This window comes from Rhodococcus sp. T2V, assembly GCF_029269925.1.
Lineage (GTDB): Bacteria > Actinomycetota > Actinomycetes > Mycobacteriales > Mycobacteriaceae > Rhodococcus_F > Rhodococcus_F koreensis.
The window spans coordinates 16,801-40,877 of sequence record NZ_JARJBD010000065.1 but is presented as its reverse complement, the minus strand read 5'-3'; the positions used below and the strand labels follow the sequence as shown (position 1 = coordinate 40,877).

Here is a 24,077-nt window from a genome sequence, read left to right as displayed (position 1 = left end):
ATTACCTTTCGAAAAGTCCTGAGAGGTCCGGGAAGCACGACACAGGCCCGACCAGTGGGTTCGTTCGGGCCGAGGGCGTCTCGGGCGGTCAGTCCAGGGACGCGGTGGTTGCGCTGCGGCGGGTCCGGTGCGGGTTCGGTGTCAGCGCCGAGGTTTCCTCGAGCGAGCGTCCCGCGGTCTCCGGCGCCCAGGCGAAGCAGACGACGAACCCGGCAAGGGTGAGGAGCGCCCCGAATCCCATGGTGGGGCCGATGCCGAGGGCGTCGATGCTGATCGGGAGCAGGTAGGTGCCGGTGGCGGCGCCGATACGGCTGATCCCCACCGCGGCACCGACCGCAGTCGCGCGAATCTCGGTCGGGAACAACTCGTTCGGGTAGATCCATTCCAGGATGCTGGGCCCGCCGGATGCGAACGCATACACGCAGAAGGCGACCACGATCATCCACACGGGCCCGTCCGGGATCAGCCACAGCGCGGCGAGCGGGACGGCCATGACCGCGAACGGGATGATGGTCATCTTCCGCCGCCCGACGGTCTCCACCCAGCGCAGCGCCGGTAAGCAGCCGACGGCGAACAGCACGATGATCACCGTCTCGACGACCAGCCCGGCCGAGCCGGCATCGGAGATCGCGAAGCCGGCGAGGATTACCGGCAGGAATGTGAGCAGGGCGTACTGCGGGGTGATCTGCGCGAGGTACAGGGTCCCGCACATCACCGTCCGCTTCAGGTACCCGCCGCGCAGAATCGCAGCGAAAGATGCCTTTTTGGAGCCTGTTTCGTCCGGCGCCTGATCGGTGAGGTCGAGCTTGCGCCCATAGACCGTCATGATCACCGACTCTGCCTCGGCGACGCGGCCCTTGTTCAGCAGCCACCGGGGTGACTCGGGAATGCCGCGCCGCGCGAGCACCACGACGACACCGAGAACCGCGGCGGTGCCGAGCATCCACCGCCACTGCTCGTGCCCACCGGTGGCTCCGACGATGACCGCGCCGACGATGTAGGCGAACGCGGCACCCACCGACCAGCTCACCCCGGTCAGTCCGATCATGAAGCCCCGCTTCTTGGTCGGCGTGAACTCGGTGAGCAGTGAGGTCGCGATCGGGTAGTCGGCGCCGATTGCCAGTCCGATGATCAGGCGCAGGACGATCAGTTGCCACGCCTCCTGGACGAAGATGCACAGCACGCACCCGCCGACCAGGACGGTGAGGTCGAGCGCATACATCTTCTCCCGGCCGATCCGGTCCGTGATGGCACCGAACAGGGTCGCGCCGAAGAAGATGCCGATCAGGGACGCGGCCCCGATGAGGCCGACCTCGGCACTCGACGGCATCAGGTCGGCCTTGATGCCGACGAGCGCGACACCGATGATGCTCAGGACGTATCCGTCGAGAAAGGGCCCACCGCAACAGGCGATCAGCAACTTGCGGTGGAAGCGCGACGTGGGCGCTTCGTCCATGACGTCGAATGTCTTCATCTGCGTTCCTCTGAGGTGTGTTCGCGAGAGGCGGTGTAGAGGCATGTCGTTCCCGCGTCTGGGGCGCGACGGGTGGCGACCCGAAGCGCGGACGGTACGAAACAGTAGAGGACGCCCGGGGCCCCGCATATCGTGTCGGAGTACGGAACCAGTCGGTAACTACGTACTGCCGTATGAGTGTGGATGCCGGGTTGATGTGCCACAGTCGACAAGCCGGCACCGCCCACCACATATACGTCCCGCCGCTCGGCCCGTCATTGCAGAGAAGGGCGGCGTGTTCCACAGAAAGGCACTCGATGTCGACCGCGATCGAATTCCCGACGTTGTTCAGCTCCCTCGATCTGGGGTCGATCACCCTCGAGAACCGGATCTTCTCCTCCGGCCACGACACGGTGATGGCGCACGACGGCCAGGTCACCGACCAACTGGTCGCCTACCACCGGGCCCGCGCCGAGGGCGGTGCGGGCCTGATCGTCATGCAGGTCGCCGGCATCCACGAAACCGCCCGCTACACCTCACACGTACTGATGATCACCGACGACAGCTGCATACCGGGATACCGCCGACTGGCCGAAGCGGTCCACGAGCACGACTGCAAGCTCATCTCGCAGATCTTCCACCCCGGCCGCGAGATCATGGAATCGCAGGACGGTGCCCTGCCGGTCGCCCTCGCACCGTCGGCCGTGCCGAACGAGCGGTTCCACGTCATGCCCCGGGCGTTGAGCATCGAACTGATCGAGGAGATCGTCGCCGGCTATGCCAGCGGCGCCGCCCGACTGAAGAGGGCGGGACTGGACGGGGTGGAGATCACCGCCAGCCACGGATATCTGCCGGCCCAGTTCCTGAATCCGCACACCAACGTTCGTGACGACCGCTACGGCGGGAGTCTCGAGAACCGGATGCGCATGTTGCGCGAGACCGCGGCGGCGGTCCGGGCGGCCGTCGGTCCCGACTTCGTGGTCGGCGTCCGGATCTCCGCCGACGAACGCACCTTCGACGGCACCGACTCGAGTGAGATCGTGCAGCTGTGCCGAACGCTCGACACGGACGGGCACATCGACTACCTCAACGTCACCGAAGGCACGTCGGCCAGCCAGAGCGGGTCGACCCACATCGTGGCCCCGATGGCGTACGCGGCGGCGTACACCGCCCCCTCCGCAGCAGTGATCAAACAAGCAGTGTCCGTGCCGGTCCTGGTTGCCGGGCGCATCAATCAACCCCATGAGGCCGAGGCCGTGCTCGCCGGCGGGCAGGCCGACGCCTGCGCGATGACCCGTGCCCTGATCTGCGATCCCGATATGCCGGTGAAGGCACAGACCCGTCGGGTCGACGAGATCCGCGCGTGCATCGCGTGCAATCAGGCCTGCATCGGACATTTCCACCTGGGTTATCCGATCTCGTGTATCCAGCGGCCCGAGACCGGCCGAGAACTGCAGTTCGGGAAACCCACCCCGGCGGCGCATTCCAAGAAGGTCATGGTCGTCGGCGGCGGCCCGGCCGGGATGAAGGCCGCGGCCGTCGCTGCGCAGCGGGGGCACCGTGTCACCCTCTACGAGGCCGCCGGCCGGGTCGGCGGTCAGGTACTTCTCGCCGAGAAGCTACCGCACCGCGGCGAATTCGGGGGCGCCGCCACCAATCTGATCGCCGAGATCGCACGCTCCGGAGTAGAGGTCAAAACCCGTACGTGCGTCGACATCGACCTCGTGCGCCGAGAAGCCCCGGACGAAATCGTGGTCGCGACCGGCGCGGTCCCGTACCGGCCCGCACTCGAACTCGACGACGCCCTGCCCGTGTTCGACGCCTGGGATGTCGTCACGACCGGCGCCGGCGACCTGCCTCGTGGACGCATCGTGATCGCCGACTGGCGATGCGACTGGACCGGACTCGGTGTCGCGGAGATGATCGCCCGCAGCGGTGGCCGCAAGGTTACGCTCTGCGTCAACGGCAATGCCGCGGGGGAAATGCTGCAGCAGTACACACGAAATGCGATGCTCGCCGCCGTGTTCGAGGCGAACGTCGAGATCATCACCAACGTCCGCCTCTACGGCGGCGACGAGGACACCGTGTACCTGCAGAACACGCTGACCTCCCAGCCGGTTCTCGTCGACGGCGTTGCCGGTCTCGTACTGGCGCTCGGGCACCGGCAGAACGACACCCTGCTCCGCGAACTCCAGACGCTGGGGACGCCGGTCCACGCGATCGGGGACTGCATGTCGCCGCGCACCGTCGAGGAGGCGACCCTGGACGGACTGCGGGTGGCGAGCGGTATCTGAACTCCTGGTATCTGCCCTGCGGCAGCCGGCGCCGGTGCTAGTCGCTGCCGCCGCGGCTGATCCGGAGAGCGGTCAACGCCATCCAGAACGAGGCGATATCCGCCGAGCTCTTGGTGCTCCGGCCGGTGAGTGACTCGATCTTCTTGAGCCGGTATGCCAGCGTCTGGCGGTGGATCATGAGCTTGTCTGCCGCGGCCGCCCAGCTCCGGTCCACGGTCAAGAACGTGTCGAGGGTCTCGACCAGTTGGGTCTGGTTCTTCTCGTCGTGGTCCATCAGCTCACCGAGAATGGCGCGCGCCGCGAAGTGCGCCTCGCTCAGCGTGCGGGGAAGGAACAGCGGAGCGGCGGTGGAATATTCCGCGACCGCGCTGCCATCGGCACGCGCGGCCTGCAGCGCCCACCGCGCCTGCCGGACACTGTCGGGCACCCGCTGCAGGGTGGAGGTGCCGGCAGACAGGCCCAGATGGGGGATGTGTGGACCCAGCAGGTCGACGACGGCGTCGATGTGTTCTGCCGCCAGCAGCAGGTAGCCCTCTTCGCCCACCACACACGACAGCCTCGGTGTCTCGTTGTCGCCGAGAACGATGCGAGCGGCCCGCAGATTGGGGGAGTCGAACCCGATCACCATCCATTCCCGGTCGGCCAGACCAACTTGCTCGAGGCGCGGTTGGGCGGCATCCGATCCCAAGGTTCCGTCGATGATCTGCTCGAACAGTGCAGCTCCGACTGCATCGTCTCGCTCGCGCTGCCGGGTGACCCTTTCCACCTCGATTCCGATCAGGCTCTGGGCGTGCAGCAGACCGAACGCGTCGAGATCGACGTCGGAGGTGCAGACGGCGACCAGCATGCAGGGGCGGTGGGTGGGGAGGGGGAAGGCGGTGGCGGCGAGTGTTCCGTCCAACTCGACGGCGAGCCGTGCGGGTAGCCGGTCGAGTCGGCCGTCGAGGCGATGGCACAGTTCGCGGATCGTCGGCTCGTCGACGCGGCCGTTCCTCGCGAGCACCTCGGTGCGGTACTCGACGTCGACCACGTGCAGTTCGTAGCCGAGTTCGGTGGACAACCGTTCCAGCAGTGGCGATTCGGCTTCGGTCATCGTCGCCGACCGTGCCACCTCGTACAGGCGACTGAGCCGGGCGATCCGGCTGATCTGCTCGCTCTGACTGGCCACGGCCACCGTGCGGCCCATCGCCGAGAACGGCGTCGAGTGCGACACGGTGAGCACCGGGAAGTCGAGAGCATCGGCCTCGGCGAGCATCGCGGCGGTCAGGGGAGGCGCCTTCATGTCGTCGCCCACCGCGATCCCTGCGATACCGGCCCGCTCGAGTTGGCGAACGAGTTCGACCTGGTCGCCTTCGTCGGCCGGGACGCAGATGCCGGTGGTCATCAACAGCTCGTCGGTCGCCAGCCAGTTCCACGGGTCTTCCAACTCGCACGAGTGCGCCCACACCACCCTGCGGTCCAGCCCACCCGCCCCGGCGATCGTCTGGCACCCCAGCTGACGCATGGCGACGAGGTCGCCGACGGTCAATTCCGACAACGGACATTCCTATCTGGATCGCTTGTGGTGTCGCGCATTTGTTCGTTTCAGAGTATGTCAGTTCGCACCATATTCATACTCCGAGACAATCGCGGTTCGGTGGTTTCTCGCCTAACGTCGAACCCGGATTCGGGCCAACCGCGCAGCCCGCGGGCTGCTTCAGAAATTCTCTCGATCGGACGGGAAGACAAAGTGGAAACCTTGCAGAAAACGAGCGACTTCGCCAACGGCGGGGTGTCCTTCTGGTTCCGGGACGTCGGACTGCCGGCCAAGCGTGCCCCGCTACCCGGCCCGATCGACGTCGACGTCGCGATCGTCGGTGCCGGGCTGACCGGTCTGTGGACCGCCTACTACCTCGCCCAGGCCTCGCCCGACCTGAAAATTGCGATCGTCGAGAAGGAGTTCGCCGGATACGGTGCCTCCGGACGCAACGGGGGATGGCTGAGTGGAGAACCTGCCGGACAATTCCGCCGCTACGCCAAGACGCACGGCGCCGATTCCGCAAAACGGCTGCAACGGAACATGTTCGACACCATCGACGAAGTGATCTCCGTTGCGTCGGGAGAGGACATCGACGCCGACATCGTCAAGGACGGCCTGATCCACGTCGCCACCAACGCAGCACAACTCCAGCGCCTGACCCACCACGTCGATCACCTGCGCACCCAAGGATGGGGAGCCGACGACCTGTTCCTGCTCACTCCTTCCGAACTGGGCGAGCGAGTGCAGGTGGCGGGAGCGCGAGGTGGGTTCTGGACCCCGCATTGCGCGCGCATCCACCCCGCAAAGTTCATGATCGGCCTGGCGGCGGCCGTGGAACGCCTCGGCGTCACCATCTACGAAGACACCGCGGCCGACAGCATTTCCGCGGGCACGGTGACCACCGGTCGGGGCACGGTGACCGCACGATACGTCGTGCAGGCGCTCGAGGGATATACCGACAGCATCGCAGGCCAGCGACGCAAACTCATGCCGATGAACAGCAGCATGATCGTCACCGAGCCGCTCTCCCCGTCGGTGTGGGCCGAGATCGGCTGGTCGGGAGCGGAACTGGTCGGCGACAGCGGACACAGCTTCGCCTACAGTCAGCGCACCGCCGACGGGCGCATCGCGCTCGGCGGCCGGGGCGTCCCCTACAACTTCGCCTCGTCCTTCGCCGCCGACGGTTCCACCGCGCACAAAGCAGTGGGCCAACTGATGGAGAAGCTTCAGGCGATGTTTCCGGCGGTGGCCGGTTCGTCGGTGCAACACACCTGGAGCGGCGTCCTGGGCGTACCGAGGGACTGGTGCGCCGCGGTGAACTTCGACCGGCGGACCGGAATCGCGAACGCCGGAGGGTACGTCGGACACGGCCTGACCGGTACCAACCTGGCAGCCCGCACTCTGCGCGATCTGATCCTCGGTGACGACACCGAGCTCACGCGGTTGCCCTGGGTCGGCCGGCACGCACGCCGCTGGGAAGTCGAACCCATTCGTTGGATCGGTGCGTCCGCCCTTTACGCCGCATATCGCCACGCCGACCGCCGCGAAACACATTCACCACGGCCCGAGACGGCCATCACCGCCAAGATCGCCGACACGATCAGCGGCCGCTGAACCCCACCACCTCACTCGAAGGAACACGAATGACCACTGACACGAACATGATCGAGATCCGCGAGGCGCCGTTCTCCTGGGCTGAATCCGCCGAATACAGCCAAGCAGTGCGCGTGGGGGACACGATCTACACCGCCGGCCACGGCGGATTCGACGACGCAGGTGAACTGGTCGGCGGCGGATTCGTCGAGCAGGCGCGACAAACATTCCGGAACATCGACGCCGCGCTGCGCACGCACGGCGCCGACCTCGCCTCCGTCGTCAAGATGACTGTCCACATCCCCGACGTCGAAAACTACGCGGTGTTCAAGGAGGTTCGTCGCGAATTCCTCCAGGAACCGTGGCCGGCCTCCACCGCAGTCGGATCCCCACTGCTCGTTCCCGGAATGCTGATCGAGATCGAGGCAATCGCCGCCGTCGGGGGACGTCGCATCCTCGTGGACTGAGCGTGTGTAGATCGCGGGGCGTCCTTGCCGGCACGAGTACGGCACGTCGGGCTGTACTTCGTGCACGGCGGCGAGGGCCGATGTATCCGAGGGGACGTGGACGAATTCTGTGGCGCGGGCCAGGCGAATCTCGAACGGCCGACGCCCGACGACCGGTTCGGGGCTGAACCTTTCGAAATGTATTCCGGCGGTAGCGATGTGGTCGAATGTGGTGTGGATGTCGGCGAGGAGTCCGTGCGGTCCGCAGAAATAGACCGATGTGCGGGGACCGGCGTGTGCGAGCAGCTCGGCGGCCGTGCGGACGTTCTTCGGTCGGTTGTCAGGCGTGTGGTTCGGTGAGGAAGTATCCGAGGGCGAGGACGGGGAGCGCGGCTCCGGTGAGTGCGGCGACCGTCCATCCGTTGTGAGCGTAGACGAATCCGCCGATTGCTGAGCCGACGCCGCCGCCGGCAAAGAATATTGCCATGTACAGGCCGTTGAGGCGGGCTCGTAGTTGGGGGCCGAGGCTGTAGATTGCGCGTTGTCCGAGTACCACGTTGGTCATGACGCCGAAGTCGAGCAGAATTGCCGCACCGACCAGGACCGCGAGTCCAAGGGCGGACCCGGTGGGGGCGAGGGCCGCAGCGAGCAGTGCAACCAGGACGCAGTGGATGGCGATCCGCGTCCATGGCCGGGTGCGGTTGCGGTCGGCCATTCTTCCGGCGATCGGTGATGCGATGGCTCCGGCGGCTCCGGCAAGGGCGAACAGTGCGATTCCGCTCTGGGACAGCCCGAACGCGTCGCTGGTCAGCAGCAGCGGAACGGCGGTCCAGAAGAGGCTGAACGCCCCGAACAGGCAGGCGTGGTAGAGCGCGCGGCGACGCAGTACGGGGGTGTCGCGCACGAGGCGGGGTAGGGATGCCAGCAGTGCGCCGTATCCCGCGGTGTGTTCGGGTCGTCGTGCGGGCATCGTGAATCGGATCGTGGCGGCGATCGTCACGACGAGGATTGCGGACAGGACGTAGACGGCTCTCCAGGACCACACGCTCGCCACGAGGCTCGCGGCGGGACGGGCCAGCATGATCCCAATCGTGACTCCGCCCATGACCGTGCCGATGATCCGGCCACGCTGGTGTTCGGGTGCATAGTGCGAGGTGAAGGGAACCAGTACCTGGACGGCGACCGCGGCGAGCCCGATGAGTGCGGACGTCACCAGGAAGGGAATGGGCGCCTTCACGAGGACCGCTGCGGTGAGCACCACCGTTTCGGCGGCGAGCAAGACCGTGACCAGGGTGCGGTTCTCGCAGAGATCGCCGAGAGGCACGACGAGGAGAAGCCCTACGCCGTAACCGATCTGGGTGAGGGTGACGATCAGTCCAGCCGACTGCGCGGGCAGGCCGAGCGATGCACTGATCTCGCCGATCAGCGGTTGGGGATAGTAGAGGTTGGCGACCACTACCGCGCAGGCGGTTGCGATCAGCAGCACGAGCCAGGTCGGCATGGCCGCACGGCTCTCGGTGGCCGCGGCGGTATCAGCTCGGGGCATCGAGGTTCCTCTCGGCAACGACAGGTGTGCGCACCGTCGGAATCGTTCGTGGGATGCGGTGCGCACAACACGTCGCCCCAGGACGCCCTCGACGACGGCGAAGGTTGCGGACCGGCAGGTGGCGATCGGCCGATGTGATCGTCCGGGGTGTGGGGGACAAGCAGGTGGTCTACCTGAATGTGGGCAGGTGGGTGCGGCCCGGGCTGCTTCCGTTGACGGTTCGCATCGCTTCGAGCAGCGATTTGATGTCGGCGTTGGGGGTCGCGCTGTCGAAGACGAACCAGATGCCGCGGGCGGGGACCGTGCCCGGGTTGTAGAACAGATGCGGCCGGCTCGAGTCGAAGCAGAACGAGTCGCCGGGGCCCAGGTCGTGTTCGTCGAAGTCGAGCCGGAGCCGGAGCGTGCCTTCGAGGATGTAGGCGAACTCTGCTCCGTCGTGGCGCATCTGTTTGCCGTCGACGGAGCTGGATGCACCGACCTCGTAGGTGACGTAGAGCGGTTCGATCTCGGTGTGACCTCCGGTGGCCAGGCGCTGCCAGGTGACCCCGTTCTCCATTTCGAGGACCGGATTGTCCGCGGCGCGCTGGATGCCGGCCGTGGCGTCACGGTCGGCCGGGAGCTCGATGTCGAGACCGCTGCGACCGGACACGATTTGGTCGAGCGAGACCTCGAGCACGGTCGCGAGACCGAAAAGCGTCTTCACCGACGGCTGGGTTTTTCCGTTCTCCACCTGCGAGAGCAGGCTGGTGGAGATGCCGAGCTGATCGGCGACCTGGCGCAGTGACAGTTTCTTGTTCAGGCGTGCCCGCTTCAAGGCGACTCCGATTTCCTCTTCCACCACTGTGCCCCGTTCTGTGTGTCTGACGCTCGATGTCCACTCTGACTTAACTCAGGCGGTGGTGCAACACCGCAGTTCATCACCTGATGTTGACAATCACACTACACGACTTGCATGATTGGGGTCACAAATTTAAGCCAGGATGAATTACGGAGTTGGTCGGTCTGGCATCGTCGTGGACCTGCGCTACGCCGCAGGACGCAATCCATCCAATCCCTCTCTGGAAGGAAGATTTGATAGTGAGCAAGATCGAATTGATCGCTGGTACGTGGACGACCGCTGGTGATGCCGACGCCGGCAACGCGGAGAGCGATCGCAGTCCGCACAGTTTCCAGGAGCGCATCGAGGTTGCCGCGAAGGCCGGATTCACCGGTGTGGGCATTGGTTACCTGGATCTTCTCGATGCCGAACAGCAGTATGGGTTCCCCACCGTCAAGACCATGCTCGCCGACAACGGCATCGCCCACCTCGAACTCGAGTTCCTGGAGAACTGGTTCCTCACCGACGAGCGTCGCGTCGCCGCGGACGAGATTCGCGCGAACATGTTCCGGGCGGCCGAGGCCCTCGGCGCCCGCCACATCAAGGTCGGCGGCGACTTCAGTGGTGGTGAATTCGATGCGGACCATATGGCGGCCGAGTTCGTGAAGCTCTGCACTGACGCTGCAAATGCGGGGACCACCGTGGTGTTCGAGCCGATGCCGTTCGTGAACGTGAGGACCCCGCAGCAGGCACTCGAGTTCATCGCCAAGGCCGACCACCCGGCCGGGGGGTTGCTGATCGACATCTGGCACGTCGCGCGCGCCGGCGTCGACTTCGGCACCCTCGCCGACATTCCGGCGAAGTACATCTTCGATGTCGAACTCGACGACGCCCCGTTGACGTTCGAAGGTGACCTCATCGCCGACACTTTCAACGGCCGTCGGCTTCCCGGTGAGGGCGAACTCGACGTCCAGGGCTTCGTCGACGCCATCCGTAAGACCGGCTACGACGGCATCTACGGGGTGGAGATCCTGTCCGCCGAGTACCGCAAGCGTCCGATCAGCGAAGCCGTTCCCGCCGCCTATGAAGCGACGATGAAGTACCTGCACTGACCTGACCGGATAACGACCCAACACTGAAAGAAGAAGGGGACATTGCAATGGCGCGGTTGGATCAGAAGGTAGCTATCGTCACCGGCGGAGCCCGCGGTATCGGCCGCGCCACGGCGGAACTGTTCGCCGAGGAAGGCGCGACTGTAGTGGTCGGCGACCTGCGCGAGCCGGAGCCGTTCGATCATCCGAACATCACCTTCACCTCCCTCGACGTCACCCAGCTCGAAAGCTGGCAGAGGCTCGTCGACTCGGTGATCGCCGCCCACGGGCGTATCGACATCCTGGTCAACAACGCCGGCCTCGTCGGCTCCTATGAGGCGATCGACAAGATCGACCTGAACGACTGGCACAACATCATCGCGGTGAACCAGACCGGGGTCTTCTACGGCATGCGCTCGGTCCTGCCGACGATGCAGGCCCAGCACTCCGGCGCGATCGTCAACGTCTCGTCGATTTGGGGCATCGTCGGCGCCGCCGGGGTCTCGGCCTACCAGGCCAGTAAGGCCGCGGTGCGGATGATGAGCAAGAACGCCGCCTTGTCGTACGTCGCGGACGGCATCCGGGTCAACTCCCTGCACCCGGGCCTGGCGAGCACCCCGATGATCGATTCTCAGGACGACGCGATCACCGCCGACGTGATCGCCGCAACCCCGATGAAGCGTGCCGCCAATCCCCGCGAAATTGCCTATGGCGCACTGTTCCTCGCCAGCGACGAGGCCAGCTACGTCACCGGTGTCGAACTGCCGGTCGACGGCGGGTACACCGCACCGTGAGGGAACTGAGCGAAACCGAACTCCCTGCCGTCGTCGACGAGGTCCTGTCCAACCCCGACTCGAACCCGACCCAGGTAGCCGAGGACGGACTGCGCCACCTCCTCGGCCAGGCTCTGCGCGGCGACCGGCCGACCCGCCGATGACCCGAAACGACACCCACCCTGATTCACCCTGAACAGCACAGGAGCCGACGTGACAGCTACCCACGACGCGACGACCACCATCCGAGACCTCGAAAACGCCCGGTACCGGGCGATCGTCGACCAGGACCTCGCCCGGTTCGCCGAGCTCAGCCACCCGGATCTGGCCTACTCGCACTCCTCCGGCGACACGGACAGCCTCGACTCCTACCTCGACAAGGTGCGGTCCGGCTACTACGTCTACCACCAGATCGATCACCCCATCGACTTCATCCGGATCGTCGACGACGTCGCGCTCGTCGTCGGTGAGATGAACGCCAGCATCACCGCCGGCGGGCGCGAGAAGAAGCTGCGTAACCGGTGCCTGGCGGTGTGGAAGTACACCGACGAGGGCTGGCGCCTGCTCGCCTACCAGCCCACCCCGATGCCCACCGCATAGCACCCTCACCCCGACTCCTGCGTGCACCCGGCATGCCGAGGAGTTCACCCCACCCGAACACCAGATTGGATTTCCCATGTCCACCCTCGAGAACAAGATTGCCATCGTCACCGGCGCCAGCCGCGGACTCGGTGAGGGCATCGCCGTCGAACTCGCCCGGCGCGGCGCCATCGTCGTCTGCGCCGACCTGCACAGCGCCGAGGAGACCGCCGCCGCGCTGCAGTCCGCCGGCAGCCCGAAGAGCAGCTCCGCCAAGGTCGACGTCTCCAGCGCGGCATCGGTGGAGGAGTTGGTCGGTTCCACCGTCGAGACGCACGGGCGCCTGGACATCATGGTCAACAACGCCGGCATTTACACCTACGGCGAAATCGCCGACGTCACCGACGAAGACTTCCGCCGCACCATCGACGTCAACATCGGCGGCGTCTTCAACGGCTCCCGTGCGGCCGCCCGGGTGATGAAGGAGCAAAAGTCAGGGCGGATCATCAACACCGCCTCCCAGCTCGGCAAGCTCGCTCGCCCCAACGAGGGGGTCTACTCCGCGTCGAAGGCGGCCGTCATCTTGATGACGCAGGCGCTCGGGCTGGAGCTGGCGCCCTACAACATCACCGTCAACGCCATCTGCCCCGGCTGCATGCACACCGAGATGATGGAGAAGTCGTTCGCGGAAATCGCTCAGAGCGAGGGAATTACGCTCGAGCAGAAGATGCAGGACTACCTCGACGCCCGGATCCCCACCGGACGTTTCGGCACACTCGAGGACATGGGCCGGATGGTCGCCTGGCTCGCCTCCGACGACGCCTCGTTCACCACCGGCTCCGCTCTCAACCTCACCGGCGGCGAGCAGGTCTTCTTCTAGACCTCGGCCCCTTCGACGCAGACGCCGCGGTGGTAACCGGTCGGCTACCACCGCCTTCCCCTCGCCCGCAATACCACGTTTCCCCAGCCTGTATCAGGAGACCCCCGTGACCTCTCAGATCTCCGTCCCGTCACCCGCTGCCATCGAGGCGACCGGGGTCAGCAAGCATTTCGGCGGTGTGCACGCGCTCGAGGACGTGAGCATCCGCATCGATGCCGGTACCTGCCACGCCATCGTCGGCGCGAACGGCGCCGGCAAGTCCACGCTGATGAAGGTGCTTGCCGGCCTCTACCTCCCCAACGAGGGTCGGGTGCTCGTCTCCGGGCAACCGCTGTCCGGGGGAACCGTAGCGGCCAAAGCCGCCGGCATCGCGCTGGTCCATCAGGAACTGAGCCTGTGCCCGGACCTGACCGTCGCCGAGAACATCTGCGTTGGAACCACTCCCACCAAACGCGGGCTCGTCGATCGCGCAGCCATGCGCTCGATCGCCGCCGCACTGTGCGCGCGGCTCGGCGTGAACATCGACCCCGACACCCTCGTCGGTCAGCTGCCGGCGACCCTGCAGCAGTTCGTCGAGATCGCCAAGGCGTTGCGCCTGGACCCGCAGATCCTCATCCTCGACGAGCCCACCGCCTCCCTGACACCTCAGGAAACCGACCAGCTGCTCGACCTGCTGAAGTCTCTTCGCGATCAGGGCGTGACCATCGTGTACATCTCGCACCGGCTGCGGGAGATCTTCGAGCTGTGCAGCCGCGCCACCGTGCTCCGCGACGGCCGCCTGGTCGAACACCTCGACCTCGCCGAGACCACCTCGGATCGACTGGTGGAAAGCATGGTCGGGCAGAAGCTGCTCGACCAGGAACAGCACGAGCGGGAAGAGAAGGCGGACTCATTCGGTGAGGTCGTCCTGTCCGTCGACAACCTGTGGGCACCAGGAGTATTCGGCACCAGCCTGCACGTTCGTGCGGGCGAGGTTCTCGGTCTCGGTGGTCTGATGGGCTCGGGCCGCAGCGAACTGGTCCGGGCCATCCTCGGCCTCGAATCCCGCTCCCGCGGATCGGTCACCCTCAGCTACGACGGCAAGCGCCGCACCATCGGTTCCTACCGCTCCGCGGTCCGGTCCGGCGTCGCCTTCGTCCCGGAAGACCGCCGTACCGAAGGGGTGCTGCTGGCCCGCTCGGTGCGCGAAAACCTGGCGCTGCCCTCGCTTAACGCGCTGAGTAGGTTCGGGCAGATCCGCACCAAGGCACTGAAGAAAATGGCCACCGGCCTCGCCGGCGAGGTCAACCTGCGCCCTGCCAACACCTCCGCCACCGTGAAACTGCTCAGCGGCGGCAACCAGCAGAAGGTGGCCTTCGGCCGGTGGCTGCCCACCAATCCGCGACTGTTCGTCCTGGACGAGCCGACTGCCGGCGTCGACGTCGGAGCCAAGGCCGAAATCCACGAACTGGTCCGCAACCTGACCACGCAGGGCACCGCCGTCATCGTCGTCTCCTCCGACCTCGAGGAACTGCTGTCGTTGTCGGACCGGATCGCGGTCCTACGCGACGGCACGATCACCGGCGAACTGTCCGCCGCCGAGGCCGACCAACAGGCCATCGTCCGGCTCGGCACCCATCACGACACCACGCACCAACGCAAGGAAGCCGCACATGTCTGACACCCAGATCGCGCCGGCGGGGCGGGTCGCACCGTACGTGCCGCCCCTCCGGCGAAAATTCGACGAGAACCCCACCGTCATCGTCGTCACCGGGGCGCTGATCGTGCTACTGCTGTTCGCGGCCGTCGGGCTCGATGGTTTCTGGTCCGCACAGAACCTCGGCACGCTGCTGCGGAACAGCGCGTTCCTCGGATTCGTCGCACTCGGGATGACGTTCGTGGTCGTCTCGGGCCTGATCATCGACCTGTCCGTGGTGCCGCAGATCGCCCTCGCCGCCATCGTCGTGATCGCGTTGAGCCCGCACGGCATCGCCGTGGCGGCACCGGCCGCGATCCTGGCGTGCCTGGTGTTCGCGGTCGTCAACGGTATCGGCGCCGGACTGATGCGCGGCAACGGAGTCATCGTCACCCTGGCCACCGCCACCGCCGGGATGGGCGTGCTCAACTACCTCACCGGCGGCGCCCAGTACTCCGGGAACACCTCGCTGCTGTCGTGGATCGGCAACGCCTCCGTCGTCGGCGTTCCCGTGGTGTTCCTGATCTTCGCCGTCGTGGCCGTCCTGGCCCACAATCTGCTCTCCTCCACCAGCTTCGGATACTCGCTGCGGGCAACCGGCACCAACCGCAGTGCCGCCCGGATCGCCGGCCTGAACACCACCCGCACCCTCACCCTGACGTTCGCCGTCTCCTCGCTCGGGGCCGCCGCGGCGGGCATGGCGCTGGCCGGCTACAGCTCGAGTGCCGTCTCGACGATGTCGGCCGGCTACGACTTCAACGCCCTCGCCGCCGTCGTCATCGGTGGTACCAGCCTCTTCGGCGGCCGCGGCTCGATCCTGGGCACCGTCCTCGGTGTCGCGTTCGTCCAAGTGCTGCTCAGTGTGCTGTCCCTGGTCGGGTTGCCATTCCAATGGCAACAGTTCGTGCAGGGATTCATCATCGTCGCGACTCTCGCGGCGGATGCCGTCCTGCGCCGACGTGGAGGTCTCCGGTGAACGGCCACACTCTTCTGACCCAGTTCAAGAGCTGGACCGCATTCCGGGCGGTAATCCTGCTGGCCCTGGTCGTCGTGGTGCTGCTGGCGGTCCAGCCGACCGCCCTCGGCTCCTACGGAATCGCCCTGTCCCGCATCGTCGACGTATGGCTCGTGGCGATCGCACTGGTCCCGGTTCTGGTCCTCGGCGAGATCGACCTCAGCGTCGGATCGACCATGGCCGTCACCGCCGCCGTCGCCGCCCAGGTCTCCGGCAACCTTGCCGTCTCGATTCCGCTCGCGCTGATCGCCGGTGCGGTGGTGGGACTGATCAACGGTGTCCTGGTCGTCAAGGTCGGTATCAACTCCTTCATCACCACCCTCGGCATGCTGATCACACTGCAAGGTCTTGCACTGGCGATCACCGACGGCGCCCCGGTGCCACTGCAGGACTCCACCCGGGCCCTGGAATTCAGCGTCCCGCTGATCGGGCAGATCACCCCGGACATCGTCATCGCCGTCGCCGCGACCGCCGCCCTGTGGTTCTTCATGACCAAGATGCGTACCGGCCGTGAGCTCTACATCATCGGCGGCAACGCCGAAGCCGCGGCGTCGGGCGGCATCTCGATCGACGCCCGCAAGATCCTCGCTTTCACCATCTGCAGCGGCGTCTCCGGCCTCGCCGGTGTCGTCGACACCCTCAACCTCGTCGCCGCCTCACCCACCCTGGGCTCGACGGTGATGCTGCTGGCGATCGCGGCCGCCGTCGTCGGTGGCGCCAGCCTGTCCGGCGGACGCGCCAGCGTGATCGGCGCCGTCATCGGGGCGATCGCGCTCGGCGGCATCAGCATCGGCCTGCAGATGAGCGGGTTGGACTCGAGCGTCGAGAGCATCGCCATCGGCGCGATCCTGTTCGCCGCGATCGTCTTGACCAAGGAGGGGGTGCGGGCCCTGCGCCTGCCGTCGCTGCTCGGTCCCCGCACGGGCGCATCCTCGGACCCCACAGCCGTCGCAGCAGGAAAGGCACGATGATGGCGCACACGAGTTCTCTGTTCCGCCGAGCCGCACTCGCGATCACCGTTTGCGCGGCCACCGTGCTGGCCGGCACCGGATGCGGTGCCCCCGGCGCGGCGACCGACAACGCGGACTGGCCCACGATCGCCTTCCTCGTCCCGATGGACCGCAACCACGAATACGGGCGCAACTACGTCTCGTCCCTGCGGAAGGCAGCCGAAGAACACCACGTCAACGCGTTCGTGATGAACTCGAACTACGACGCCTCGGTGCAGGCGTCGCAGATGAAGATCGCGATCGCCAAGAAGGTCGACGGCATCGTCATCTGGCCCGCGCTCTACGGCGCCGAACAACCGATGCTCGTCCAGGCCCAACGCGCCGGGATCCCGGTCGACATCAGCAACTCCCAGCCCCCCGAGAACCTCGACACCAGCCTGTACCACGCGTTCACCGGACCGAACGACCAACGGATCGGCGAACTGCAGGGCAAGGAACTCGCGAAGCTGCTTGGCGGCAAAGGAACCTACGTCTACATCGGCGGCACTCCCGGCAACGCGGCCGCGATCAACCGTCAGATCGGTCTCGAACGCGAGATGGCCAACCACCCCGACATCACGCTCCTCGGCTCCCAGCCGGGAAACTTCGACAAGAACCAGGCGCAAACCGCGGCGAGCGCACTGATCAGCCGATTCGGCAACCAGATCGATGCCCTCGTCACCCCCGACGACATCATGGCCTCCGGCGCCGCACAGGCCCTCGACGCCTCGGGGATGGCCGGACAGGTCAAACTCCTCGGACACAACTACGCCCCGGTCGCCCGGACCCTGCTCGAGGACGGATCCATGTCGACCACGTTGTTCCAGTCACCGTGCTGGGACTCCACCCACGCCCTGACCACCATGATGGACGTACTGGCCGGCAAGGACGTGCCGCCGGTCAGCTACATGCCGCTGCCGGTGGTCACCAAGGACAACCTCGACGAGTTCACCCCCAACGGCTGCCTGCCCGCGGGATACTCCGAATCTGTCACCAACTGACACCCCATACCCGAGAGGAATCACGATGGACACTGCACTGGAGGGCAAGGTCGTCGTCATCACCGGCGCCGGCTCCGGAATCGGAGCCGCGTCCGCACGCGCCTTCGCCGCGGAGAACGCCCGCCTCGCCCTGATCGACCGCGACCGGCACGGCCTCGACATCCTCACCAAGGAACTCGAGCAGGTCACCGAGGTGCACTGCGCCGTCGCCGATCTGAGCACCGAGGCCGGGGTGACCGGCGGCCTCGACGAGGTCCTCGCCCACTACGACGGCCGGGTGGACGTGTTGTTCAACAACGTCGGCGCCGGCAGCCTGGGAACCTTCGACAGTCTCACCGACACCGACTGGGTCTCCACCCTCGAACTGAACTTCCTCAGCCAGGTCCGCGCCGCCACCCACGTGCTGCCGATCATGCGGGCCGCCGGACGCGGTGTCATCGTCAACAACGCCTCGGACCTGGGCCGCCAGCCGATCGCCGCCGGCCCGGACTACGCCGCCTCCAAGGCCGCCATTCTGTCGTTCACCAGCTCACTCGCCATCAGCGAGGGGCCGATCGTGCGCGTCAACGCCGTCGCACCCGGCCCCATCCTCTCGCCGATGTGGCTGATGGAGGGCGGGCTCGCCGACACCTTCGCCGCCGTACACGGTGTGCACCGCGACGACTCCATCGACGTGGAGATGAAGCACCGCGGACTTCCATTGCAGCGCATCGGAACTCCGGAGGAAGTGGCCAACGTGGTGGTCTTCCTCGCCTCCGACCTCGCCTCGTACGTCACCGCCTCGGTGTACGGCGTCGACGGCGGATCCTTCCGCGCCATCACCTGACCGACCACCACCATCATCGCCCCACCGAGGGACCCAACGACGCTGAAGAGGCCGAATCCCCAAGTCGACGGATGGCCTGGTCAGCGGTTCCGCGCGAAGGTTCGCCCCGCTGCGGGGCGGGTGGGATGTGCCATGGGCATCGAATGGCCCACGCACACGGGCGGCACTGCTCGTCAGCGTTTTACCAGCAATCGGTGGTGACATCTCCGCTGTTCATGCCCCGAGATCTCGCGCAGGAACTATGCAAGCCCGGTATCGCAGCTGACGCGGGTACTCGCGGCCGAATGGGCAGAGCACGGGATCACGATGAACGCGGTGGCGCCCGGTCGTGTCGACACACCCCTGCTACGTTCGCTGACGACCGAGAACCCCTCCGTCTTCGACGAGTGGGTGGCCCAGGTTCCCATGCGACGCCTCATATTGCCGCAGGAAGTTGCCGACACCGTCGCCTCCCTCGCATCGCCGAACTCGTCCGCCATCACCGGACAGACACTGATCGCCGCCGGAGGTGTCCCGCCAGCTGGCCTCCAGGGACACAACGCACAAATCGGCAGATCCCAGCGTGACGGATCGCGTCCCCGGCCATGAATGTTAAGTGAAAGTGTATTCCTCTGGGCTGTGCCGCAGCGGGAAACTCTCTGGTCGGTGGCACTGCTATCACCTCGTGATCGACCGTGTCCGATCAGATGAAGAAGCGAATGTGCTTACATACGTGAATATTCCGATCTCATCTGTCACGGAACTGTGGAAGTCGCGCGCACGCAGCGCCCCGTGCACTCCGCGCGCACTTTCGCCTCGAACGTGTTGACAGTCACAGTGAAGTGCTGCCATGATCTGCACCACAAACTTTCTTGAGGCTGAAACCGTGAAGGCTGATCGACGCCTCCGGCAGTGCTTGCCCAAGTCGAGGAGGAATCTGAAGTGAAACTGAAGTCTGCCGTTCCGGCGGTCCTGGTTGCCGCATCGCTGCTGCTCGCTGGATGTGCCAGCGGCGCCGACACCGCGGGTTCCGGGTCGGCCGAGAGGATCGAGTTTCAGGCCAAGGACCCGGTCACGATCGGATACTCGGTGTTCGATCTGACGGAGCCGTACTTCCAGGCGTATGCCGCCGGCGTGAAGGCCGGGGCCGCTCAGGAGGGGATCGAGGTGCTCATTGCCGATTCGAAGAGTTCACCGCAGCTGCAAGTTTCGGGCAGTGCGGATCTGATCAACCAGGGCATCTCGGCCCTGGTCGTCTCACCCATTCAGCCCAGCGCGCTCCCGGCGACAATCTCGGCCGCGCATCAGGCGAAGATTCCTGTGGTCGTCGGCGACGTCGGCGTCGAGGGAGACTACGACGCGTACATCCTGTCCGACAATGCCGACGGCGGACGTCAAGCCGCGGACTACTTCAGGTCCGCGTTCAAGGACAGGTCGGGCGAGCAGAAGATCGGCGTGATCGGTCTCGCTCCGGGAGTCGTTGTCGGCGAGGAACGGATCGACTCGTTCGAAGCAGCCCTCGATGGCGACCCGAATTTCGACGTCGTGTCCAAGTTGACCGGACAGACCGTCGACGGCGCCTTCAAAGCAGCCCAGGACATGCTCAATGCGAATCCCGACCTCGCCGGCATTTACGCCGTCAACAGCAACAACGTCCAAGGCGCCGTTCGCGCAATCAAGTCCGCGGGCCGAGAAGGCCAGGTCAAGGTTGTCGGCTTCAACGGTGATCCCGTCGAGCTGCCGATGATCGCCGGCGGCGAAGAATCAGCGACCGTGGCGCAGGACCCGTACGGCCAGGGCAAGTTGGCGGTGAAGACCGCGCTCGAGCTGCTCAACGGCCAGAACCCGGCCTACACGGACCCGGCCACGCGCACACTGCGATTCCCTGTCGAGATCGTCGACGCCGACAACCTCGACGCGTATCGCGAGAAGCTCACATCGGAGCAGCAGTGAGCGAGGACTTCGTGTCGACCGTGCCGGGCGCACGCACGAAAGGTTCGACCATGACAGCGCAGCCCATACTGCAGACCCGAAGGATCTCGCAGGTCTACCCCGGAGTGCAGGCTCTCGAGCACGTGGACTTCACCATGCGGCGAGGGGAGGTGACCGCCCTCATCGGAGAGAACGGGGCCGGCAAGAGCACCCTCATCCGCATCATCGCCGGTGTCGAACGCCCTGCGTCGGGAGAGCTCCTCGTCGATGGCTCCCGCGTCGACTTCCGCACTCCAGGTGACTCCCAAGCCGCGGGTATCAGCGTCATCAGCCAGGAGTTCCGCCTGGTGCCCCAACTGACCGTGGCCGAGAACATTTTCCTCGGCCACGAACCCACCAGCGGCGCGCTGATCAGCTACCGGGACATGCGCCGCCGAGCCACCGCCCTCATGGGAGAGCTCGAACTCGACCTCGACCCTGATCAGCGCGTCGCACGACTGAGCGTGGCGGATCAGCAGATGGTCGAGATAAGCAAGGCGCTCTCGCGCGAGTTCGACGTGCTGGTGATGGACGAACCAACCGCTGCACTGCACGGCGACGAGGTCTCGCGGCTGCTCAGGTTGGTCGAGCGGCTGCGAGAACGTGGCAAGGCGATTCTGTACGTCTCGCACCACCTCGACGAGATCTTCGCAGTGTCGGATCGGATCGTGGTCTTCCGCGACGGCCGCAATGTCGCCGATCTGGTCACCGCGACCACCGGCGAGGACGAGCTGGTCACCCACATGCTCGGACGCAGGTTGCAAAAGTTCGAGGACCAATCCACTCCGTCGGCGGTCCCCAACGACACTCCGGTGCGCCTGTCCCTCACCGAGGTCACCTGCCCCCGGGTACGGACGCCCATCACGCTCGAGGTCCGGGCAGGCGAAGTCGTCGGATTGGCCGGCCTGCTCGGCTCGGGCCGAACCGAATTCATGCAAAGCCTCTTCGGAATGCTGCCGGCCAAGGGTTCCATCGCAATCGACGGGGCCACGCAGCTGTTGCGCTCGCCCGCGGACGCCATCGCGGCCGGGGTGTTCATGCTCAGTGAGGACCGCAAGCGCGAAGGGATTCTTCCCCACCTCAGCGTTCTCGAGAACTTGGTGCTCTCGCAACGCGGCAAGACCGGCATCAACCGGTGGCTGCCGATGCACCGGACGGAGATGAAGACCTACGAACGACTCAAATCAGAGCTACGCATCCGCGTAGATCGGGCCGGTCAGCTGATCGGCAATCTCAGCGGAGGCAATCAGCAGAAGGTTCTGTTCGGTCGCGCCGCGCTGTCCGAATGCAGTCTGCTGCTGCTCAACGAGCCAACCCGCGGCGTGGACGTCGGCGCGAAACTCGAGATCTACGAACTCATCCGATCGCTGACCCAGCAAGGTGTCGCAGTCCTCGTCAGCTCCAGCGACGCCCCCGAACTGTCCACCGTCGCCGACCGCTGCCTCGTCTTCCGCACCGGACGCATCGCCGCAGAACTGGCCGGCAGCGACGTCAACGAAGAAGCAATCCTCGGCGCGTCGCTCGGCAACGTCACCGGACCTGGCGGCGACGCCCGTTCCGTCCGCCCCGTGAGTACCGGGAGTGAGTCCCATGTCTAACGTAGTCGATGTTTCCTCGCCAACCGGGCAGAGGTCCGCCAAGCCGGCGCTCGCCCGAGGGTGGGCCCGCCTCCTCGAGGATTACACGGTGTTCCTGCCGTTCCTGGTGATCCTGATCGCCTGCATGATGTTCGTCCCGCGATTCGCGACCGCGACAACGGTCTCCGGCGTCTTTGTCAACGCCTCGATCGTGGCCATCGCCGGAGCCGGAATGACGTTGGTCATCGCGCTGCGCGGACTCGATCTCTCGGTGGGTTCGATCCAGGGACTCGTCACCTGCGTCGTCGCGACCGGTCTCACGAGTGCCGGAGTCGCCGGCGGAGTCGTCGGGGGGATCATCGTCGGGGCGATCGTCGGCGCAGTCAACGGCGTCCTGGTCGGATACCTTCGCGTACCGGCCTTCGTTGCCACCCTCGGCACGATGGGCATCATCCGTGGCGCCGCGCTCCTGTTGGCGGACGGGGGAACGATCAGCGCAGACAACGCCGCCCTCGAGGCGCTCGCCACCTCTCGGATCCTGTTCATCCCGACTCCGTTTCTGTTCGCCGTCGCGGTGCTCCTCGCCGCATACGTCCTGCTCCACCGGACACCGTTCGGTCGACACGTGTGCGCAGTCGGTGGCAGCCCGGAAGCCGCCGCCGACAGCGGAATTCGCGTTCAACGCGTCACCTTCGTCGTCTTCGTGCTGTCCGGTGTCGCCGCGGCTCTCGCCGGCGTCCTGCTGTGTGGCCAGCTCGGCTCTGCCACCGGAAGCCTGGGCATCGGATTCGAGCTCCAAGTGATCGCGGTGGTCGTGCTCGGCGGAACCAGTCTGGCCGGTGGCGCCGGCAACCTCGTCGGCACGATGATCGCCAGTCTGCTGCTCGCCGTCATCTCGTCCGCCCTCAACCTTCTCAACGTCCCGTCCTACTACCAATACCTGGCCACAGGGGTGCTGCTGATCGCCGCGCTCGCGTTCGACAGCGGACATCGCTACCTGGCCGAAAAGCACGCCTTGGAGGCTCGATGAGTACCAGGACCGCCTCCGCCGATGACGCGGTGATCGCACGCACGCACGGTGAGCACGCCACCGACCCCCGCACATCCGGTCAACTGCTCAAGCGCCTCGCAAGCACCTACTACCTGCAGGGAACACTGCTCGCCGCGATCATCCTGTCCGTGTTCTTCGTCCCGAATTTCGCGACCACCGGTAACGCCCAGAACATCCTCACCCAAGCGTCGTTCGCGGGTCTGGTCGCATGCGGAATGACCCTTCTCATCATCGGTGGCCAGTTCGACCTGTCGGTGGCCGGCATCATCGGTGTGGCTGCGGTCGTCACGGCAAAGGTGCTGCCGGCAACGACGATCGGGATCGCTGTGCTCGTCGCGCTCGGCGTCGGCGCAGCTCTCGGCGCGATCAACGGAGTCATCGTCACCAAGATCCGCATCCCGCCGTTCATTGCCACGTTCGGGATGTACAACGTCTATCTCGCATCGGCATTCATCATCACCAGCGGGAATGTGGTCGGGATTTCCTCGGTGCACTACCAGGAACTCGGCATCAGCCGAATCGCGGGGATCCCAGTCGTCTTCCTCGTCTTCCTCCTGTGCTGTGTGGCCGTCTATGCCCTGGTCAACCGAACCTACTTCGGTCGGAAGCTGCGCACCGTCGGCTCCAACGAGACCGCTGCACGTCTCGCCGGTGTCCGCGTCGACCGCGTCAAGATCATTGCCTTCGCCGTTGCCGGGCTCCTCACCGGTGTGGCAGCGGCCGGACTGTCCGCCCTGCTGTCGTCGGCGAACGGGACGATGGCGCAGGGCATGGAGCTCAACGCCATCGCCATCTCCGTCGTCGGAGGCACCGCACTCCGCGGCGGCCGCGGAACCATCCTCGGCACCTTCACTGCAGCGTTGCTCATCACCCTGATCAGCAACGCTCTGAACCTACTTCAGGTCCAGTCGTACTGGCAGAGCATCGTCACCGGAGCGATTCTCATCGTTGCACTGGTGGTCGGCGGGCTCCGCAAAGACGCCGTCCGCGGCGCCGCCTGAA

General features: G+C 65.9%; 22 protein-coding genes. 18 read left to right on the top strand and 4 right to left on the bottom strand.

What is annotated here, in order from left to right:
- Positions 1 to 88 precede the first annotated feature (88 nt).
- Positions 89 to 1,474 carry an MFS transporter gene (locus P3H15_RS37250; RefSeq protein ID WP_276141845.1) on the bottom strand — a complete coding sequence of 462 codons (1,386 nt, stop codon included), beginning with the start codon at positions 1,472 to 1,474 and terminating at the stop codon, positions 89 to 91.
- 296 nt (positions 1,475 to 1,770) lie between these two features.
- On the opposite strand from P3H15_RS37250, the gene P3H15_RS37245 reads away from it, so the two are divergent.
- Positions 1,771 to 3,747 (top strand): FAD-dependent oxidoreductase, encoded by a 1,977-nt coding sequence (locus P3H15_RS37245; protein WP_276141844.1) that lies wholly within the window; start codon positions 1,771 to 1,773, stop codon positions 3,745 to 3,747.
- A 37-nt stretch (positions 3,748 to 3,784) separates the two neighbouring features.
- Here the strand turns inward: P3H15_RS37245 and P3H15_RS37240 are convergent, their stop codons facing one another.
- Positions 3,785 to 5,284, bottom strand: a complete 1,500-nt coding sequence (locus P3H15_RS37240) for a PucR family transcriptional regulator ligand-binding domain-containing protein (RefSeq protein ID WP_276141843.1) — start codon at positions 5,282 to 5,284, stop codon at positions 3,785 to 3,787.
- 201 nt (positions 5,285 to 5,485) lie between these two features.
- Here P3H15_RS37240 and P3H15_RS37235 point away from each other — a divergent pair, with 201 nt between their 5' ends.
- Both P3H15_RS37235 and P3H15_RS37230 read left to right on the top strand, forming a co-directional pair.
- Positions 5,486 to 6,880 carry an FAD-binding oxidoreductase gene (locus P3H15_RS37235; RefSeq protein ID WP_276141842.1) on the top strand — a complete coding sequence of 465 codons (1,395 nt, stop codon included), beginning with the start codon at positions 5,486 to 5,488 and terminating at the stop codon, positions 6,878 to 6,880.
- Between the two features lie 29 nt (positions 6,881 to 6,909).
- Positions 6,910 to 7,326 (top strand): RidA family protein, encoded by a 417-nt coding sequence (locus tag P3H15_RS37230; protein WP_276141841.1) that lies wholly within the window; start codon positions 6,910 to 6,912, stop codon positions 7,324 to 7,326.
- Between the two features lie 319 nt (positions 7,327 to 7,645).
- On the opposite strand, the gene P3H15_RS37225 is transcribed toward P3H15_RS37230, so the two are convergent.
- Both P3H15_RS37225 and P3H15_RS37220 read right to left on the bottom strand, forming a co-directional pair.
- Complete coding sequence (locus P3H15_RS37225) at positions 7,646 to 8,851, bottom strand: MFS transporter (RefSeq protein ID WP_276141839.1); 1,206 nt, start codon at positions 8,849 to 8,851, stop codon at positions 7,646 to 7,648.
- A 169-nt stretch (positions 8,852 to 9,020) separates the two neighbouring features.
- A complete protein-coding gene (locus P3H15_RS37220) occupies positions 9,021 to 9,689 on the bottom strand; it encodes a cupin domain-containing protein (protein WP_346348819.1) in 669 nt (222 codons plus the stop codon).
- A 239-nt stretch (positions 9,690 to 9,928) separates the two neighbouring features.
- Here P3H15_RS37220 and P3H15_RS37215 point away from each other — a divergent pair, with 239 nt between their 5' ends.
- From P3H15_RS37215 to P3H15_RS37150, 15 genes are all read left to right on the top strand, one after another.
- The gene (locus P3H15_RS37215) at positions 9,929 to 10,780 is read left to right on the top strand and encodes a sugar phosphate isomerase/epimerase (RefSeq protein ID WP_276141837.1); all 852 of its coding nucleotides are present in this window, start codon (positions 9,929 to 9,931) and stop codon (positions 10,778 to 10,780) included.
- Between the two features lie 47 nt (positions 10,781 to 10,827).
- Positions 10,828 to 11,553 carry an SDR family NAD(P)-dependent oxidoreductase gene (locus tag P3H15_RS37210; protein ID WP_276141836.1) on the top strand — a complete coding sequence of 242 codons (726 nt, stop codon included), beginning with the start codon at positions 10,828 to 10,830 and terminating at the stop codon, positions 11,551 to 11,553.
- Positions 11,550 to 11,696, top strand: coding sequence for a hypothetical protein (locus tag P3H15_RS37205; RefSeq protein ID WP_276141835.1), 147 nt, complete (start codon positions 11,550 to 11,552; stop codon positions 11,694 to 11,696). The genes P3H15_RS37210 and P3H15_RS37205 overlap by 4 nt, the downstream gene beginning before the upstream one ends.
- Before the next feature lie 49 nt (positions 11,697 to 11,745).
- Positions 11,746 to 12,132: a nuclear transport factor 2 family protein gene (locus P3H15_RS37200; RefSeq protein WP_276141834.1), complete on the top strand. Its 387-nt coding sequence runs from the start codon at positions 11,746 to 11,748 to the stop codon at positions 12,130 to 12,132.
- 76 nt (positions 12,133 to 12,208) lie between these two features.
- Complete coding sequence (locus tag P3H15_RS37195; RefSeq protein ID WP_276141833.1) at positions 12,209 to 12,991, top strand: SDR family NAD(P)-dependent oxidoreductase; 783 nt, start codon at positions 12,209 to 12,211, stop codon at positions 12,989 to 12,991.
- A gap of 106 nt (positions 12,992 to 13,097) precedes the next feature.
- On the top strand, positions 13,098 to 14,651 hold the full coding sequence (locus P3H15_RS37190) for a sugar ABC transporter ATP-binding protein (protein WP_276141832.1): 1,554 nt from the start codon (positions 13,098 to 13,100) through the stop codon (positions 14,649 to 14,651).
- Positions 14,644 to 15,642: an ABC transporter permease gene (locus P3H15_RS37185; RefSeq protein WP_276141831.1), complete on the top strand. Its 999-nt coding sequence runs from the start codon at positions 14,644 to 14,646 to the stop codon at positions 15,640 to 15,642. The genes P3H15_RS37190 and P3H15_RS37185 overlap by 8 nt, the downstream gene beginning before the upstream one ends.
- The gene (locus tag P3H15_RS37180) at positions 15,639 to 16,652 is read left to right on the top strand and encodes an ABC transporter permease (protein ID WP_276141830.1); all 1,014 of its coding nucleotides are present in this window, start codon (positions 15,639 to 15,641) and stop codon (positions 16,650 to 16,652) included. The genes P3H15_RS37185 and P3H15_RS37180 overlap by 4 nt, the downstream gene beginning before the upstream one ends.
- Positions 16,649 to 17,671 (top strand): sugar ABC transporter substrate-binding protein, encoded by a 1,023-nt coding sequence (locus P3H15_RS37175; protein ID WP_276141829.1) that lies wholly within the window; start codon positions 16,649 to 16,651, stop codon positions 17,669 to 17,671. Before P3H15_RS37180 ends, P3H15_RS37175 begins: the two co-directional genes overlap by 4 nt.
- Positions 17,672 to 17,696: 25 nt before the next feature.
- Positions 17,697 to 18,497, top strand: coding sequence for an SDR family NAD(P)-dependent oxidoreductase (locus tag P3H15_RS37170; protein WP_276141828.1), 801 nt, complete (start codon positions 17,697 to 17,699; stop codon positions 18,495 to 18,497).
- A 225-nt stretch (positions 18,498 to 18,722) separates the two neighbouring features.
- Entirely contained in the window at positions 18,723 to 19,085 is a 363-nt protein-coding gene (locus P3H15_RS55860) for an SDR family NAD(P)-dependent oxidoreductase (protein WP_369426217.1), read from the top strand.
- A 333-nt stretch (positions 19,086 to 19,418) separates the two neighbouring features.
- A complete protein-coding gene (locus P3H15_RS37165) occupies positions 19,419 to 20,429 on the top strand; it encodes a substrate-binding domain-containing protein (protein ID WP_276141827.1) in 1,011 nt (336 codons plus the stop codon).
- A gap of 50 nt (positions 20,430 to 20,479) precedes the next feature.
- Positions 20,480 to 22,045 carry a sugar ABC transporter ATP-binding protein gene (locus tag P3H15_RS37160; protein WP_276141826.1) on the top strand — a complete coding sequence of 522 codons (1,566 nt, stop codon included), beginning with the start codon at positions 20,480 to 20,482 and terminating at the stop codon, positions 22,043 to 22,045.
- Complete coding sequence (locus P3H15_RS37155; RefSeq protein ID WP_276141825.1) at positions 22,038 to 23,054, top strand: ABC transporter permease; 1,017 nt, start codon at positions 22,038 to 22,040, stop codon at positions 23,052 to 23,054. The genes P3H15_RS37160 and P3H15_RS37155 overlap by 8 nt, the downstream gene beginning before the upstream one ends.
- Positions 23,051 to 24,076 (top strand): ABC transporter permease, encoded by a 1,026-nt coding sequence (locus tag P3H15_RS37150; protein WP_276141824.1) that lies wholly within the window; start codon positions 23,051 to 23,053, stop codon positions 24,074 to 24,076. The genes P3H15_RS37155 and P3H15_RS37150 overlap by 4 nt, the downstream gene beginning before the upstream one ends.
- Position 24,077: the final 1 nt, after the last annotated feature.

What these genes read in the sequence shown, in the direction of transcription:
- P3H15_RS37170 (WP_276141828.1), top strand. Translation starts at nt 17,697, where the DNA reads ATGGACACTGCACTGGAGGGCAAGGTCGTCGTCATCACCGGCGCCGGC.
- P3H15_RS37155 (WP_276141825.1), top strand. Translation starts at nt 22,038, where the DNA reads ATGTCTAACGTAGTCGATGTTTCCTCGCCAACCGGGCAGAGGTCCGCC.
- P3H15_RS37195 (WP_276141833.1), top strand. Translation starts at nt 12,209, where the DNA reads ATGTCCACCCTCGAGAACAAGATTGCCATCGTCACCGGCGCCAGCCGC.
- P3H15_RS37245 (WP_276141844.1), top strand. Translation starts at nt 1,771, where the DNA reads ATGTCGACCGCGATCGAATTCCCGACGTTGTTCAGCTCCCTCGATCTG.
- P3H15_RS37225 (WP_276141839.1), bottom strand. Translation starts at nt 8,851, where the DNA reads ATGCCCCGAGCTGATACCGCCGCGGCCACCGAGAGCCGTGCGGCCATG.
- P3H15_RS37250 (WP_276141845.1), bottom strand. Translation starts at nt 1,474, where the DNA reads ATGAAGACATTCGACGTCATGGACGAAGCGCCCACGTCGCGCTTCCAC.
- P3H15_RS37160 (WP_276141826.1), top strand. Translation starts at nt 20,480, where the DNA reads ATGACAGCGCAGCCCATACTGCAGACCCGAAGGATCTCGCAGGTCTAC.
- P3H15_RS37230 (WP_276141841.1), top strand. Translation starts at nt 6,910, where the DNA reads ATGACCACTGACACGAACATGATCGAGATCCGCGAGGCGCCGTTCTCC.
- P3H15_RS37150 (WP_276141824.1), top strand. Translation starts at nt 23,051, where the DNA reads ATGAGTACCAGGACCGCCTCCGCCGATGACGCGGTGATCGCACGCACG.
- P3H15_RS37210 (WP_276141836.1), top strand. Translation starts at nt 10,828, where the DNA reads ATGGCGCGGTTGGATCAGAAGGTAGCTATCGTCACCGGCGGAGCCCGC.
- P3H15_RS37175 (WP_276141829.1), top strand. Translation starts at nt 16,649, where the DNA reads ATGATGGCGCACACGAGTTCTCTGTTCCGCCGAGCCGCACTCGCGATC.
- P3H15_RS37185 (WP_276141831.1), top strand. Translation starts at nt 14,644, where the DNA reads ATGTCTGACACCCAGATCGCGCCGGCGGGGCGGGTCGCACCGTACGTG.